The 15507-nt window shown below is 67.2% G+C and carries 13 protein-coding genes; 6 read left to right on the plus strand and 7 right to left on the minus strand.

What is annotated here, in order from left to right; all coding sequences use genetic code 11:
* Positions 1 to 83: 83 nt before the first annotated feature.
* From sbcD to A6723_RS13720, 4 genes are all read left to right on the plus strand, one after another.
* Positions 84 to 1304: an exonuclease subunit SbcD gene (gene sbcD / locus A6723_RS13705; RefSeq protein ID WP_054909112.1), complete on the plus strand. Its 1221-nt coding sequence runs from the start codon at positions 84 to 86 to the stop codon at positions 1302 to 1304.
* Positions 1301 to 4750, plus strand: a complete 3450-nt coding sequence (locus A6723_RS13710; protein ID WP_054909111.1) for an AAA family ATPase — start codon at positions 1301 to 1303, stop codon at positions 4748 to 4750. The genes sbcD and A6723_RS13710 overlap by 4 nt, the downstream gene beginning before the upstream one ends.
* Positions 4750 to 5205: an aminoglycoside 6'-N-acetyltransferase gene (gene aac(6'), locus A6723_RS13715; RefSeq protein ID WP_054909110.1), complete on the plus strand. Its 456-nt coding sequence runs from the start codon at positions 4750 to 4752 to the stop codon at positions 5203 to 5205. Before A6723_RS13710 ends, aac(6') begins: the two co-directional genes overlap by 1 nt.
* A 145-nt stretch (positions 5206 to 5350) precedes the next feature.
* On the plus strand, positions 5351 to 6061 hold the full coding sequence (locus tag A6723_RS13720) for a DNA starvation/stationary phase protection protein (RefSeq protein WP_082450711.1): 711 nt from the start codon (positions 5351 to 5353) through the stop codon (positions 6059 to 6061).
* 129 nt (positions 6062 to 6190) lie between these two features.
* On the opposite strand, the gene A6723_RS13725 is transcribed toward A6723_RS13720, so the two are convergent.
* Both A6723_RS13725 and A6723_RS13730 read right to left on the minus strand, forming a co-directional pair.
* Entirely contained in the window at positions 6191 to 6991 is an 801-nt protein-coding gene (locus A6723_RS13725) for a hypothetical protein (RefSeq protein WP_064979757.1), read from the minus strand.
* A gap of 26 nt (positions 6992 to 7017) precedes the next feature.
* Positions 7018 to 8253: a dienelactone hydrolase family protein gene (locus A6723_RS13730; RefSeq protein ID WP_054909109.1), complete on the minus strand. Its 1236-nt coding sequence runs from the start codon at positions 8251 to 8253 to the stop codon at positions 7018 to 7020.
* Positions 8254 to 8423: 170 nt separating this feature from the next.
* On the opposite strand from A6723_RS13730, the gene A6723_RS13735 reads away from it, so the two are divergent.
* Complete coding sequence (locus tag A6723_RS13735; protein WP_054909108.1) at positions 8424 to 8966, plus strand: hydrolase; 543 nt, start codon at positions 8424 to 8426, stop codon at positions 8964 to 8966.
* A 6-nt stretch (positions 8967 to 8972) separates the two neighbouring features.
* Here A6723_RS13735 and A6723_RS13740 read toward each other — a convergent pair whose 3' ends face one another.
* On the minus strand, positions 8973 to 9863 hold the full coding sequence (locus A6723_RS13740) for a LysR family transcriptional regulator (RefSeq protein ID WP_054909107.1): 891 nt from the start codon (positions 9861 to 9863) through the stop codon (positions 8973 to 8975).
* Positions 9864 to 10021: 158 nt separating this feature from the next.
* On the opposite strand from A6723_RS13740, the gene A6723_RS13745 reads away from it, so the two are divergent.
* Complete coding sequence (locus A6723_RS13745) at positions 10022 to 11545, plus strand: MFS transporter (RefSeq protein ID WP_054909106.1); 1524 nt, start codon at positions 10022 to 10024, stop codon at positions 11543 to 11545.
* A gap of 54 nt (positions 11546 to 11599) precedes the next feature.
* Here A6723_RS13745 and rlmF read toward each other — a convergent pair whose 3' ends face one another.
* From rlmF to A6723_RS13765, 4 genes are read right to left on the minus strand one after another with little or no spacing between them, the layout of a single operon-like run.
* Positions 11600 to 12589 carry a 23S rRNA (adenine(1618)-N(6))-methyltransferase RlmF gene (gene rlmF / locus A6723_RS13750; RefSeq protein WP_054909105.1) on the minus strand — a complete coding sequence of 330 codons (990 nt, stop codon included), beginning with the start codon at positions 12587 to 12589 and terminating at the stop codon, positions 11600 to 11602.
* Positions 12590 to 12647: 58 nt separating this feature from the next.
* The gene (locus A6723_RS13755; RefSeq protein WP_054909104.1) at positions 12648 to 13226 is read right to left on the minus strand and encodes a VTT domain-containing protein; all 579 of its coding nucleotides are present in this window, start codon (positions 13224 to 13226) and stop codon (positions 12648 to 12650) included.
* A gap of 9 nt (positions 13227 to 13235) precedes the next feature.
* The gene (locus tag A6723_RS13760; protein ID WP_024762881.1) at positions 13236 to 13532 is read right to left on the minus strand and encodes a helix-turn-helix domain-containing protein; all 297 of its coding nucleotides are present in this window, start codon (positions 13530 to 13532) and stop codon (positions 13236 to 13238) included.
* Positions 13533 to 13566: 34 nt separating this feature from the next.
* On the minus strand, positions 13567 to 15396 hold the full coding sequence (locus tag A6723_RS13765) for an SLC13 family permease (protein WP_054909103.1): 1830 nt from the start codon (positions 15394 to 15396) through the stop codon (positions 13567 to 13569).
* Positions 15397 to 15507: the final 111 nt, after the last annotated feature.

A 15507-nucleotide genomic window follows, 5' to 3' on the forward strand; every position in this document is an offset into this window, starting at 1 on the left:
GGCGGCGGCCGGCGAATACGCCCTCGATGGAGCTTGAACCGCTATCATCCCCAGCTTCGAAATACGGCTGCGGACTTCACGGCATGCGCATTCTCCATACCTCCGACTGGCACCTGGGCCAGCATTTCATGGGCAAGAGCCGCGAGGCCGAGCACCAGGCGTTCTGCTCCTGGCTGATCGAGCAGGTGCGCGAGCAGGCCGTGGATGCGGTGATCATCGCCGGTGACATATTCGACACCGGCGCGCCGCCCAGTTATGCCCGCGAACAGTACAACCGCTTCATCGTTGAGCTGCGGGACACTGGCGCGCGCCTGGTGGTATTGGGTGGAAACCACGACTCGGTGGCGATGCTGGAGGAGTCCCGCGACCTGCTCGCTTGCCTCGATACGCAGGTGATCGCCGCGGTCGGCACCGACCTCGAGCGCCAGTTGCTGGTGCTGCCGCAACGTGACGGCCAGCCCGGCGCGATTCTCTGCGCGATCCCCTTCATTCGCCCACGCGACGTGCTCACCAGCCAGGCCGGGCAGAGTGCGCAGGACAAGCAACTGGCGCTGCAGCAGGCGATCCAGGCGCACTACCACGAGCTGTTCGAGCGCGCCGAGGCGCAGCGCGACGCCCTCGGCCGGCACCTGCCGATCATCGCCACCGGCCATCTCACCACCGTGGGCGCGAGCGCCAGCGAGTCGGTGCGGGAAATCTACGTCGGTACCCTGGAAGCCTTTCCCACCAGCGCCTTCCCGGCGGCGGACTACATCGCCCTTGGCCACATCCACCGGCCGCAGAAGGTCGGCGGCCTGGAACACATCCGCTACAGCGGATCGCCCATTGCGCTGAGCTTCGACGAGGCCACACAGGGCAAGGAAGTACTGCTGGTGGACCTGGATGACAGTGGCCTGCGCAGCGTCACCGCGCTGCCGGTGCCGCGCTTCCAGCCGCTGAAATCGGTGACCGGCAGCCTTGCCGAACTGCCCGCCGAACTGGCCCGCGTCGCCCGTGAAGGCAGTGCGGAGCAACCCGTCTGGTTGGAAGTCATGGTGCACACCGATGACTACTTGACCGATATCCAGCTACGCGTCGAGAAGCTTTGCGAAGAGTTGCCGGTGATCGTCCTGCGCACCCGCCGCGAGCGCGGCACCGCGCAGGCGGCGCTGTTCAGCGAAGCGAAGGAAACCCTCGACGAGCTGAGCCCCGAGGATGTGTTTCGCCAGCGGCTGGACGCCGAGGAACTGGACGCACCGCTGCGCGAACGGCTGACCGGGCTCTACCGACAGGTCGTCGCCGACCTGCAGGAGGAGCGCTCGTGAGAATCCTCAGCCTGCGTCTGAAGAACCTCAATTCGCTGAAGGGCGAATGGAAGATCGATTTCACTGCCGAACCTTTCGCCGGCAACGGCCTGTTCGCCATCACCGGGCCGACCGGAGCGGGCAAGACTACCTTGCTCGATGCCATCTGCCTGGCGCTGTACCACCGTACGCCACGCATGAGCGTGCTGTCGCAGAGCGGCAACGAGCTGATGACCCGGCATACCGCCGACTGTCTCGCCGAAGTCGAGTTCGACGTGAAGGGACAGCCCTATCGCGCCTTCTGGAGCCAGCGTCGCGCCCGCGACAAGGCCGAGGGCGCGCTGCAGGCGCCGAAGGTGGAGTTGGTGCGCATCGACCGCGCCACCGGCGCGGGGCAGATCCTCACCGACAAGATCAACGACAAGCTCAAGCAGACCGAGACCCTCACCGGCCTCGACTTCGAACGCTTCACCAAATCCATGCTGCTGGCCCAGGGCGGGTTCGCCGCCTTCCTCGAGGCCAACGCCAACCAGCGCGCGGAGTTGCTGGAGGAACTGACCGGGACGGAAATCTACGGCCTGATTTCCCAGCGCGTCTTCGAGCGCACCCGTGAGGTTCGCGGAGCGCTGGACCAACTGCGCGCCCGCGCCGATGGCTTTGAACTGCTCAGCGCCGAACAGCGCAGCGAGCTGGAGCTGCAGGGCCGCGATGCTGCGGTGCAGGAAGCGGCTTTGCAGGCGCAGCAGTCGGCCCTCCAGGCGCAGCGTCGCTGGCGCGAAGACCTCAGCCGCGCGCAGCAGCAGGTCGAGCAGGCCGGCGCAAAAGAATCCGCTGCCCGCGAGGCGCTGGAGCAGGCGCGACCCGATCTGCAGCGCCTGGCGGACAGCGAGCCCGCTGCGCGTCTGCAGCCATTGCACCAGGCCTGGCGAAGCACCCGGGAGAATGTCGAACAGGGCCGCACGGCGCTGGAGGACAACCTCGCTCAGCAGGCGCTCCGGCGCGAAGAGATCGCCCAGGCGTTGTGGGCGGCGAACCAATATGCTCAGCAGGCGCTGGATGCCTGCGAGGGCGAGCGCAAGGCCCTTGGCGAGCAGCGGCAGGAGCTGCAGGCGCGCCTGGCGCAGTACCCGCAGCGAGCGAAGCTCGGTGAGCTGCTCGGCGGCTGGCGGGCACAGTTCGCCCAGCGTTCGCGCCTGGCCCAGGCCATTGCCGACTTGCAGCGGCAGGCGCAGACGGCCGACCAGGCATTGCAGAGCGCGACGACACAGCGGCAGACCCTGCAAGGCAACGTCGCTTTCATGCAACAGCAGGTCGAGTCGGCAGGCGCACAGGAGGGCCAGCATCAGCAGCAGCTCTCGGCGTTGCTGGGTGGAGCTACCGACGGTGAGCTGCGTGAGCGGCTGCAGCAAGGGCAATTGTACAGCCGTGGGCTGGACCGCCTGGAGCAACTGGCCCGGGCCCGCGCCGAGGCCGCCGCGCAACTGGCGCGCTGCCAGCCGGAGCTGGAGGCGCTGCACCAGCGCAAGGCCGAGCGCGAAACGGTTATCGTCGCGTTGCGCGAGCGTTATCAGACGACCAAGCAGCAGGTTGCCGACAAGGAAAAGCTCCTGCAGCAGGAACAGCGCATTCACCAGCTGGAGCACCTGCGTGCGCAGTTGCAGCCCGGCGAGGCGTGCCCATTGTGCGGCTCACAGGAACACCCGGCGGTGGCGGCCTACCAGGCGCTGGATGTGTCCTCGACACAGGCGGCGCTGGAGCAGGCGCGCCAGCAATTGGCCGAGCTGGAAAGCGAGGGCATTGCCCTGCGTGGCGAGCTGGCCGGGCTGGACGCACAACTGCAGCAGGGACAGCGCCAGCTGGACGACGCGCGAGCCGCGCTGGCACAGCATCAGCAGGCATGGCAGCAGCAGTGCACGGAGCAAGGAATCGCGCTGGACGACGACCAGCAGCTCCGCGCCGAACGTGAGCGCCACGAGGCCGCGCTGACGGCATTGCAGCAGCAGCTGAAAACCCTGGAAGAGCACCGGCACCAGCTCCAGCAGGCACAACAGCAACGCCAGCGCGCCGAGCGCGATCACGCCGAGGCCGTGCAGCAACTGGCGCTGTTCGACCAGCAACAGACTCATGAACGCCAGCGCCAGGAAGAGCGCGCGCAGCAGCTCGCGACCCAGCGCGCGGACCTGTTACAGCAGGACCAGGCGTTGGCCGCCACACTCGGCGAGCTGGGCTACAGCGTGCCGGAAGACGGCGAGCAGTGGCTGACCGAGCGCTCGGCTGAGTGGCAGCAATGGCAGCAGGACCAGCAGCGCAGCCAGGAACTGGCAGCGGCTGAGCGTGATGCCGAACAGGCTGCCCGCATGGCGCAACAGCTCGCAGCGCAATGGCAGCAGCGCTGGCAGGCCGCCGGCTTCGATGCGCGCCAGCCGCTGGTGATACAGGCGGCGCCGCAGCAGGCTCTGATGCAGGCGGAGGAGCAACTGGCCGCCGCACAGCGCCAGGCCGACGCCTTGCAGGGCCGTGAGCAGTCGCTGAGCGAGCGGCAGGAGCAGGAGCAGGCACGTCTCGCCGAGCACCTGGCAAGCTGGCAGCAGGCACTGGCGGCGAGCCCCTTTGCCGACGAGTCGACCTATCTTGCCGCGCTGCTGGACGATGCCCAGCGCAGCGAACTCAGCCAACTGCGCCAGCGCCTGGAAACGGCAATTACCGAAGCCGTCACCCTGCGTGCCGCTGCTGCGCAGGATGTCGAGCGCTTGCAGGCAGAACCCCACGGCGAACTGCCGCTGGAGGAACTCGACCTGCAATTGCAGGCGCTCGCTGCGCAGTTGCGCGAGCTGGGTCAGCGCCAGGGCGAAATCCGCGCCCAGTTGCAGGGCGACGACAACCGTCGCGCCAGCCAGCAGAGCCTGTTCGCGGATATCGCGCGGCAGGAGGAGGAGCACGACCTCTGGCAGCGCCTCAACAGCCTGATCGGCGCCTCCGACGGCGCGCGTTACCGGCGCTTCGCCCAGGGCCTCACCCTCGATCACCTGGTGCACCTTGCCAACCGCCAGTTGCAGCGCCTGCATGGACGCTACCAACTGGCGCGGCGCAGCGATGGCGAGCTGGAGCTGGAGGTGGTGGATACCTGGCAGGGCGACACGGCGCGCGACTGCAAGACGCTGTCCGGGGGCGAGAGCTTCCTGGTCAGCCTCGCGCTGGCGCTGGCGCTGTCCGACCTGGTCAGCCACAAGACCAGCATCGACTCGCTGTTCCTCGACGAAGGTTTCGGCACCCTCGATGGCGAGACCCTGGAGGTCGCGCTGGATGCCCTCGACAGCCTCAACGCCACGGGCAAGACCATTGGCGTGATCAGCCACGTCGAGGCACTGAAGGAGCGCATTCCGGTGCAGCTCAAGGTGCACAAGGGCGTTGGCATGGGCTACAGCCAGCTCGACCAGCAGTTCCGATTCGACCCGGAGAAAGCCTGATGGGCCTCTCCGTGCGCCACTGCGAAGAAGGGGATCTGCCTGACTGGATCGAGCTGCGCCTGCAACTCTGGCCGGGCGATCATGCAGACGCGTTCGTTGCGGAGGCGCGGGACATTCTCGCGCAGCCGCAACGCTACGGCGCCTGGCTGGCCCGCGACGAAAAGGGCAGGGCGCTGGGGCTGGCGGAGGCCTCGGTGCGCAGCGATTACGTGAACGGCACGGAAGGCTCGCCGGTGTTGTTTCTGGAGGGCATCTACGTCCGTGAAGACGCCCGCCGGCAAGGCGTGGCGCGGGCTCTGGTGGGTGTGGTGCAGGCTTGGGGCGGCACGCTCGGCTGCGTGGATTTCGCTTCCGATGCGGCGCTCGACAATGCCGACAGCCATGCCCTTCATCTCGCCTTGGGCTTCGTCGAAACCGAGCGTGTCGTGTACTTCAGAAAGCCGCTGCGGGGTTGATCCACATCAGGCGGAACGCGAGCGCGGCACTGCGGTCAACTTGCAATCGACGTCAGGCGAGATAGGCTCAAGACCGCGTAAGTCAGCCGCTCCCGCCTGGGTCGGCATCCACAGGTATCGTGATCTTTCGTAGAGGTGATTGGTGATGAAGAAATCCGCATCGGCTCCGAAGAAACCCGCAGCGGCCAAACCCGCCGCGAAGCCGGCTGCGAAAGCGGCCAGCAAACCTGCCGCAAAACCGGCCGCTGCCAAGCCGGCCGCCAAGCCCGCTGCCAGCAAACCCGCTGCCGCGAAGACGGCTGCTGCCAAGCCTGCCGCCGCAAAACCGGCTGCTGCCAAGGCCGTCCCGCGCCGTGCGCCCGCGCTGGCCACGCCGTCTGACCTGAGCAAGAACGCTACCCGCGATTTGTCTGCGGCGCTCAATCGCCTGCTGGCGGACGTCTTCGCGCTCTACCTGAAGACCAAGAACTTCCACTGGCACGTGAGCGGTCCGCACTTCCGCGACTACCACCTGCTGCTGGATGACCACGCCACCGAGATCTTCGCGATGACCGACGCGATTGCCGAGCGCAACCGCAAGATCGGCGGCAACACCATCCGCTCCATCGGTCACATCGCGCGCCTCAAGCGCATCCTCGACAACGATGCCGAGTTCGTGCAACCGCTGGACATGCTGGCCGAGCTGCAGGAGGACAACAAATCGCTGACCTCCTACATGCGCGAGGTCCATGGCCTGTGCGACGAGTACCACGACATCGCCACTGCCAGCCTGATCGAGAACTGGATCGACGAGACCGAGCAGCGCACCTGGTTCCTCTTCGAGACCAGTCGCCGTGGTGATAACACCGGGCACTGATCGGTACGACAAGAAATACCAAGGCCGCCTTCGGGCGGCCTTGTTCTTTGTGGGAGCGAGCTTGCTCGCGAACCGAGTCACATCGGGCTCACCGGCAGGATTGTTCGCGAGCAAGCTCGCTCCTACAGGTCAGGGCTGGCTCTGCCAGAAGGTCGAGAATTCCTCGAAGGGGTAACGTGTGCCGTCGTAGCTGACGGTTTTTCGCACTGTCTTAGGTGCGCCGACATCGTCGCCTTCCTGTTCGCGCTGCACCTTCGCACTGACGATCAGGTCGGCGTAGCCATGGTGGCTTTCATTGCCCATGGCCAGGGTGAGTTGCGAGCGTTCGATCACCGTGCGCCGATCACTGCAAGTCTGGCCCTCCAACGTCGTCCACTGCCGCAGGTAGGTGCGGAAGACTTCCTTGAGCTTGGCGCCCTGCGGCGCGTAGAGGCTGAAGTCGTCGTAGGACCAGGCGTCCGGGCAGCTCGCGCCGCGCGCCACGCTGCCAATGACCAGGCCGAAACCGCGCACATCCGGCGCCAGGCGATAGCGGGCGGTGTCGAGCCACAGGCTGGAGCTGTCGATCTCCACCATGGCGTCCTCGCCGATGCTGTCGTCGACGCGCGTCACCAGCTTGCCGCTGGCCGTGTCGAACTGGCCGACCAGCAGGTTCAGGTTGCGCTCGCCGGGCTCGCTCTTGTCGTCCGCCGTGCTGTAGGCGACTGCGACCACTTCGAGCTTTGGATCATCCGGCCAGGCCTTGCAGGCAGCAGCGACCACCGGCGTTGCCGCACCGGACTCCGGTGCCTGCCAGCCCTGCTGGCCGAGCAGCCCGGCCAGGGTCTGCAGGGTGGCGCCGTCGCAGGGCTGTGCGGTGCGCTCCGCTGCGCCAACGCTACCGGCAAGTACCAGCAGCGCGGCGCAGGTCCATTTCCCTATGGGGTACATCAGTGGCTCCTTGTGCGGGTGGAGGATCAGCGACCTTCGCTGTCCTTCCACTTGTTCATCAGGGTGTTGGAAACCTGGCTTTCGTCGAGCAGCTTCTTCGCCGTCTCCACGCCGGCCACCGGCAGGCCGGCAGGGTCGAGCAGGCCGATCTGCACCAGCACGCTGGCCTGGTCCCAGTAGATGTGTTCGTGGCACAGCTTGTCGCCGCGGAAGCGGATCACGCCGAGCATGGGGATTTCCACGTACTTGCCGGTAGGCGGCACGCCGGGGAGCATCCAGTCGATCTCGGTGGAGTGGGTGAAGCACATGACGAATTCGTCCACCACCTGCAGCGCGCCGACGGTGCGGGAGATCGGCACCAGTTTCATGTCCGGCGGATTGCCGTGGACGAAATGGTTGCGGTAGAAGCGCGCCAGTTCGTCCTGGCCGACGCCGCCGGTCATGGTGGGAATGTGGTTGACGTAGGGTTGGGCGACCATGGTTGCCATGGTGGCGGGCACGTCGCGGGCGGCGAATTCGTGGTGGATGTGGTCTTCCCAGAGTTTCGACAGGTCGAAGTCCGGGCCGATCTCGCGCTTGAGCGCGCCGATGCTGCGCTCGTGGGCCATCAGCGCGGCGGGCTTGTCGAAGTGCATGCCGTTGGGGCGGGCGAAGGCGTGGTCGACGCCGGGGTAGCTGTAGATCTCCGCCTTCGGCAGTTTGCCCAGCACCTCGCCGATGGCCGCGCGGGCGTTGGCGTCGCAATACACGTCCTGCTCGGCGAAGTGCAGCACCAGGCGACCCCGGATGTTCTGCGCCTCGTCCAGCATGTGCTCGATGCCCATGCCGTAGTAGCCGACCGAGCAAGCCGCGTCGGTGCGCGCGGCGGTGAGGTAGGCGAGCTTGCCGCCCAGGCAGAAGCCGACGTAGCCGATGCCGCGATCTTCCACTTCCGGCAGTGCGCGCAGGGCGTCCATGGCGGCGGCGATGTCGTCCACGCCCTTGTCCACGTCGAAGCGCTGGAACAGGCCGATGGCCTGGCCGAACTCGGCCTCGCTGTAGCCCAGTTCGAGGTTGGGCTGCAGGCGCCAGAACAGGTCGGGTACCAGGGCGACGTAGCCTTCCTCGGCGTAGTTGTCGGCGATGCTGCGCATGTTGGCGTTGACGCCGAAGATCTCCTGGCCGATCACCACGCCGGGGCCACGCCCGCTGGCCGGTACCGCGAGATAACCGCTGAAGCTGCCGCTGCCGTCACGCGCGGCGATGCTGATGCTCTTGCCCATGTTCCTTGTCTCCCAGGCTCGTTGTTGTGTTGTTCTGGCGCGGCATAGGGTGCGTGCTGGCGCGCCTTCTGCCAAGTGGCCGATGGTGCGATGGCGGTTGACAGCATGCCGCTGCGGGACCACAACTCGGGTTCGGATCTCGCGTTCCCATGCAAAGGAGGACACCCACGATGCTGCTGCGCGCCCAGGCTTCGACCCTGCTGATCATCGACATCCAGGAACGCCTGTTCCCGGCCATTCACGCCAACGAGTCGGTGCTGGAACACAGCGCCTGGTTGCTGGCCATTGCGCGGCGGCTGGGCGTGCCGGTGCTGGCCACCGAGCAGTATCCGCAAGGGCTCGGGCCGACGCTGCCGGCGCTGCGCGACGAGCTGAGCGAGGGCGAAGTGCTGGAAAAGATCGCCTTCTCCGCCGTCACCGATCCCGGCCTGTTGCAGATGCCCGGCGGCGATCGCCGGCAGTTCGTGGTGTGCGGCACCGAGGCGCATGTCTGTGTGCTGCAGACGGTCCTCGGCCTGTTGGCGGAAGATCGCGAAGTGTTCGTGGTGGAGGAGGCGCTCGGCTCGCGTCGTCCGCAGGACAAGGCGCTGGCGCTGGAGCGCATGCGTCAGGCCGGCGCGGTGGTCGTCTCGCGGGAGATGGTCGCCTTCGAGTGGATGGAGCGTGCGGGCACCGAGTCCTTCCGCGAGATCAGCAGGCAGTTCATCCGCTGACCTCTTTCAACGGCTGACGAACAGGCGGTCGCCAAGGAAGTCGAGGAACACCCGCAGCTTGAGCGGCATGCGCCGGCCTGCCGGCCACAGCGCGTGGAAGCTGCCCTGGTGCGCGGTGTGCTCGGCGAGCACCTGCACCAGCCTGCCGTCGTTCAGCGCACCGCGCACGGCGAAGTCGGGCAGGCAGGCGATGCCCATGCCCTGGCAGGCGACGTTGATCAGCATGTCGGCGGTATTGCAGATCAGGCCGCCCTCCAGGCGCGGCTCCGACTCACCCGGCGCAAGGTTCAGAGGCCAGCGCTGCACCAGCCCGCTGCTGGGATAGCGGTAATGCAGGCACAGGTGCTGGTTCAGGTCGGCCGGCCGGCGAGGCGTACCGTATTGGCGCAGGTAGCCCGGCGCGGCTACCAGCAGCAGGCTGAAATCGCCCAGCTTGCGCGCCTTGAGCCGTGAGTCGCGTAGTTCGCCACCGCGTACTACCAGGTCGAAACCTTCCTCGATGACGTCGACCAGGCGGTCGGTGAAGTCGATGTCCAGCTGGATGCGCGGATAGCAGCGCAGGAACTCCGGCAGCACCTGGGGCAGCAGGCCGGCCACCAGCGGCATGCTGATCTTCAGCCGACCACGGGCCTGCTGGGTGGACAGCGCCAGTTCCTGCTCTGCCGCCTCCAGCTCGTCGAGGATGCGCCGGCAGCGTTCGAGGAACAGCTGCCCCTCGTTGCTCAGGCTGAGGCTGCGCGTACTGCGATGGAACAGGCGCACGCCCAGGCGATCCTCCAGGCGCGCAATGCTCTTGCCCACCGCCGAGGCGGAGAGGCCGAGCAGTCGCGCGGCCTGGGCGAAGCTCAGGGTGTCGGCGACCTGAAGGAAGACCCGGAGCCCGTTGAGGCTGTCCATGTGGATGTATCCGTGTGGGCAGGCGGCCATTGTGCCGCTTGGCAGGGTATGAATTGCGGACAGAGGTGTCCGTTATGTTCGGAATCCTAGCCTGTTTTTCCGCAATGCCGGGTTGTTTAGGGTGCAGCGGGTCTTCTTCGGATCATCACGGACCCACCATGAATCCCTCCCACGACACTCGACAAGACGGCAATGACGTTTCGCGCTGGTTGCTGTTGCTCGCCGCCAGCCTGACGGCGGTGCTGATTCCCCTGTGCTTCACCGGCCCGGCCGTGGTGTTGCCGGCCATTGCCCATGAACTGGGCGGTTCGGCGGTGGCGCTGAACTGGATCGTCAACGGCTACGTACTCGCCTACGGCGCGGCGATGATGGCGGCGGGCAGCCTGGCCGACGTCTACGGGCGCAAGCGCATCTGGCTGGTCGGCCTGGCGCTGTTCTGCGCGACTACCCTGGCAATTCCCCTGGCACCTTCGGTGGTGGCCATCGATGGGCTGCGCCTGCTGCAGGGCGCCGGTGGTTCGGCAGCTTTTGCCGCCGCCATGGCGGCGCTCGCGCAGGAGTTCGACGGGCCGATCCGCACGCGGGTATTCAGCCTGCTGGGGACGACCTTCGGCGTTGGCCTGGCCTTCGGCCCATTGCTGGCCGGCTGGCTCACCGATGGGCCGGGCTGGCGCTGGGTGTTTCTGGTGCCGGCAGTCTGTGCGCTGGCTTCGGTGCCGGTAGTCGTGCACTTCTGCCGCGAGACCCGCGACCCACAGGCGCGTGGCCTGGACTGGCCCGGTGCGCTGAGCTTCACCGCCGCGCTCGGCCTGTTCACCTACGGTCTGTTGCTGGCACCGGAACAGGGTTGGAGCAGCATTGCGGTGATCGTCACGCTGGCGGCGAGTGCCGTGCTCCTGGCGACGTTCATCGCCATCGAGCGTCGTGTCCGGCGGCCACTGCTGGACCTCTCGCTGTTCAACCACTGGCGTTTCGTCGGCGTGCAACTGTTGGGTGCGTCGCCGGCCTTTGCCTACGTGGTGCTGATCGTGCTGTTGCCGGGACGCTTCATCGGCGTTGAGGGGCAGGGCGCGCTGCAGGCCGGCTGGACCATGCTGGCACTGTCGGCGCCGCTGTTGGTGGTGCCCTTCGTCGCAGCGCTTCTGGCAAAGCACTTCAGCGCTGGCAGCCTGTCGGCAATCGGCCTGCTGATCGTCGCGGGCGGGCTGCTCTGGCTGGCGCGCAACCTGGCTGAAGGCGTCGCGCCGGATGCGCCGCTGCTGATGATCGGCATCGGTATCGGCCTGCCCTGGGGGTTGATGGACGGGTTGGCAGTGAGTGTCGTGGAGCGCGAGCGCGCAGGCATGGCGACCGGCATCTTCAACACGGTGCGGGTGTCCGCCGATGCAGTGGCGATCGCGGTGGTCGGTGCCTTGCTGGCAACCTTGATCGCCGCGCAGCTGGAGCCGCTGGGATTGGCCCCGGCGGAGCGCCTGATGAGCGCCAACCAGTTGGCCATCGGCAACCTGGCGGCGGTGGTCGAGCAGCTTCCGCAAGTGCCGGTGGAGCAACTGCGCAGCGATTACACGGCAGTGTTCAGCCGCGTGCTGGAGTTGCTCGCCGGGATCACGTTCATTGTGGCGGGGCTGGTGTTCGTGCTGCTGGGCCGCGAGCGCATACCGGCCATGGCGGCCGAGGCCTGACGGACCACGCCGTGCGCTGGCTGACGGCGGATAACGCGTGCCGCGTTATGCGCCCTACGGCGAAGTTCGGCGGTGCTCCGGCTCCAGGAAGGTCCAGGCGACGAAGCGGCTCTGCTTCTGGCCCTGGGCCATGTCCACGGTGCGAATCGTGATGGCCCCGGCCTTCTTCAGGGCGCGGCGGAAGTCGTCGAGGTTGCCGGCCTTGGACACCAGGGAGCTGAACCAACGCACCTGCTGGCCGACTGTCGCGCTTTCCGTCGCCAGCTTGCGCAGGAAGGCGATTTCGCCGCCTTCGCACCACAGCTCGTTGCTCTGCCCGCCGAAGTTCAGCTTGGGCAGTTGGCGTGATGGGTCGAGCTTGCCGAGGTTCTTCCATTTGCGCCGGCTGCCGCTGCTGGCCTCTTCCGGTGAGGAGTGGAAGGGCGGGTTGCAGAGGGTCGCGGCAAAGCGCTCATCGGCGGCCAGCAGCCCCTGGAAGATGTGTTTCGGATCGTGCTGCTGGCGCAGTTCGATGGCCTCGCCCAGGCCGGGATTGCCATTGACGATGGCGCGGGCCGAGGCCAGGGCGGCCGGCTCGATGTCCGAGCCGAGGAAGCTCCAGCCGTAGTCGCGGTGGCCGATCAGCGGGTAGATGCAGTTGGCGCCGACGCCGATATCCAGCACGCGCACGTTCGGCCCGCGCGGCACGCTGCCCGCGTTGTCCTCGGCGAGCAGGTCGGCGAGGTAGTGCACATAGTCGGCGCGGCCGGGAATCGGCGGGCAGAGGAAGCCGGCGGGGATGTCCCACTGGTCGATGCCGTACTGCGCCTTGAGCAGCGCGCGGTTGAACACGCGCACGGCCTCCGGGTTGGCGAAGTCGATGCTCGGCTTGCCGTAGGGGTTGGTGATGACGAAGCGGCCCAGCTCCGGGCAACCCTCGATCAGCGCCGGGAAGTCGTAGTGCCCCTGGTGGCGGTTGCGCGGGTGCAGCAGGTTCGGCCGCTTCGCGGCAGGGTCGCGCAGGGGCTCGGGTTTGGCGGCAGGGCGTTTCGGCGGTTTCGGCATGGCAGGCGTGGGGCTGGAAAGCGGAGGGCGATTTTCCCACAGATGCGCTCGCCGCGCCTCAGCCGATCAGCAGGCTGCCCAGGCGGTCGAACAGCAGGCAGCACAGCAGCAGCGGAATCGGCAGGCCGAGCGCCGTACCGAGCATGTAGGGCCCGAACCCGATGCCGGAGAGGGCCAGGCTGTAGTTCAGCGTCGGCGAGGTGATGAAGGCGTGGCGCAGGAGAAACACGCTGGTCGCCGGGCGCTGGTCGAGGTGGCTGAAGATGGCGCGGGTCATCTTGTTGTTCAGTAGCCGCAGGCCATTGCCGCCCACGGCGCGCACGATGAGGAAGGTGAATCCGCAGGAAAACAGGGCGGCGGCATAGGTGGTCAAGCCGCCCCAGAGCTTGCCCATGGCCAGCACGGCGGCGGCGAGGAACAGCAGGCCGGGGATGTGCAACAGGTTGCCCAGGGCGAACAGGCCGACGAACAGCAGCAGGCCGCGCAGGCGGTTGTCGGCCAGTTCGTTGCGCAGGTAATCGAGGCTGAATTCCTCGTGCAGGCCGCTGGCGCGGTAGAGCAGGACCAGCACCACGGCGAAGGCCAGCAGCAGGATCAGTCGGCGAAAGCGCCAGAGGGCGGGCGGGACGGCAAGCATGATGGCGGCTCAGGGGTACTGCAGGATGTCCTTGATCTTAGGCAGGTGCGCGGCAATCCAGCGCGGATCGATGGCGCCCCAGTCGCGGATGCGGTAGTGGCCGGCGTTGTTGCGCTCGCCGTCGTGCTGCTCGAAGGCGCAGTCGATGTCCAGGTCGGCCAGCGCAGCCAGGGTGTCCTGGGCGGTGCGCCGGGGCATGCCGGTGGCTTCCATCAGCGCCGGGACGCTGGTGGCGGTGCCGCTGTCGATCAGCCAGGCGACGTACAGGCGGCGGTAGAAACTGCTCTTGGTCTTGCTCACTTCCATCGTGACGTTTCCTTGGTGATCTTGTAGTTGGCGGCTACAGCGGCAGCAGCCAGGGTACCAGCACAACGCTGACGATCATCACCAGAATGGTGAAGGGTACGCCAACCTTGACGAAATCTCCGAAGCGATAGCGGCCGGGGCCGAGCACCAGAGTATTGACCGGCGAAGAGATCGGCGTCATGAAGGCGGCCGACGCGGCCAGCGCGACGATCATCGCGAATGACTCGGGCGAGGCGCCCAGCGCCTTGGCCGTGGCGATGGCGACCGGGGCCATGAGCACGGCGGTGGCGGTGTTGGAGATGAACAGGCCGATCATCGCGGTGAGTGCGAACAGGCTGGCGAGGATTGCGTAGGGGCCTGCACCGCCCAGCGCGCCCACCAGCCCATTGACCGCCAGGGTGATGCCGCCGGTCTTCTGCAGCGCCAGGGCGAAGGGCAGCATGCCGACGATCAGCAGCAGGCTCTGCCAGTGGATGGCGCGGTAGGCGCTGTCCATGTCGATACAGCGGAAGGCGCCCATCAGCAGGCAGGCGATCAGCGCGGCCATGACGTTGGGCACCAGGCCGCTGACCATCAGGATCACCATCACCGCCAGGCTGAACAGCGCGTGGGGCGCCTGGCTGGCGGCGGGCGCCGCCTCGTCGACTTCGGCCGGCAGGCTGAGCACCAGGAAGTCGCGGCTGCGCGCCTGCAGCTGGCGGATTTCCTTCCAGTCGCCGATCACCAGCAGGGTGTCGCCGACCTTCAGCTTGGCCTCCAGCAGTCCTTCCACCAGCGCCTCGCGGTTGCGCCGCAGGCCGACCACGTTGAGACCGAACTGGCTGCGGAACTCCAGGTCGCGCACGCTCCTGCCCAGCAACCCGGACTCCGGCGGCAGGGTGACTTCGGCCATACCCACCTCGTGGGCACGTTCGGTGAAATAGTCGCCCTGCAGGCTCAGCGGCTCCAGGCCGTATTCGTGGTACATGCCGAGCAGGTCGTTGCGTTCGCCGGAAATATCCACCAGCAACACGTCACCGGCGTGCAGCACGATGTTGGCGCTGGGCGTCAGGATCTTCAGGCGGAAGTGCACCATGCGCTCGATGGCTACTACGTTGGTCCCGGCGCGGGCGCGCAGCTCCACGTCGGCCAGGCTCATGCCCACCAGTTGCGAGTCGGCGCGGATGCGCAGGCGGCGCTCGCGACCGGCCAGCTGGTAGTCGCGGATCAGGTCGCTGAGGGTGCGGCGCTTGACGCTCTGCTTGTCGTCGCCGGCGTCATCGCCCAGCCAGCGCCGCGCCACCAGCATGTAGCCGACGCCGAGCACCAGCACGACCAGGCCGAACGGCGTGAAGCTGAAGAAGCTGAAACCTTTCGAACCTTCACGCACCAGCTCGCTGTGCACGACCACGTTGGGTGCGGTGGCGACCAGCGTGAGCATGCCGCTGATCAGCCCGGCGAAGCTCAGCGGCATCATCAGCCGGCGCGGCGACACGTGCAGGCGCGCGGCGATGCTCAGCACCACGGGAATGAAGATGGCGACCACGCCGGTTGAACTCATCACCGAACCGAGGCCGGCAACGGCGAGCATCAGCAGTACCAGCAGGCGCGTCTCGCTGGAGCCGGCGCGGCGGGTCAGCCATTCGCCGATGCGGTAGGCCACGCCGGTGCGCACCAGGCCTTCGCCGATGACGAACAGCGCGGCGATCAGGATGACGTTGGGATCGGCGAAGCCGGCCAGCGACTCCTGCACGCTGAGCACACCGGACAACGGCAGGGCGACCATCACCAGCAGGGCGACCACGTCCATCCGCGGGCGGTTGGCGACGAACAGCCCGACCGCGCTGGCGAGGAGGGCGAGGACCCAGATCAGTTGCAGACTCATGCGCTTCCCTAGCTTTATTTCGGCGCGCCATTGTGCCCGTTGTGGCAGGCACGTTGCGTTGATCCGATGCAGCTTAGCGAAGCGTGACGCCCCGCGCGCGGGGCGTTCGCC

Origin of the sequence: Pseudomonas sp. AU11447, assembly GCF_001672555.2 — a bacterium.
Lineage (GTDB): Bacteria > Pseudomonadota > Gammaproteobacteria > Pseudomonadales > Pseudomonadaceae > Pseudomonas > Pseudomonas nitroreducens.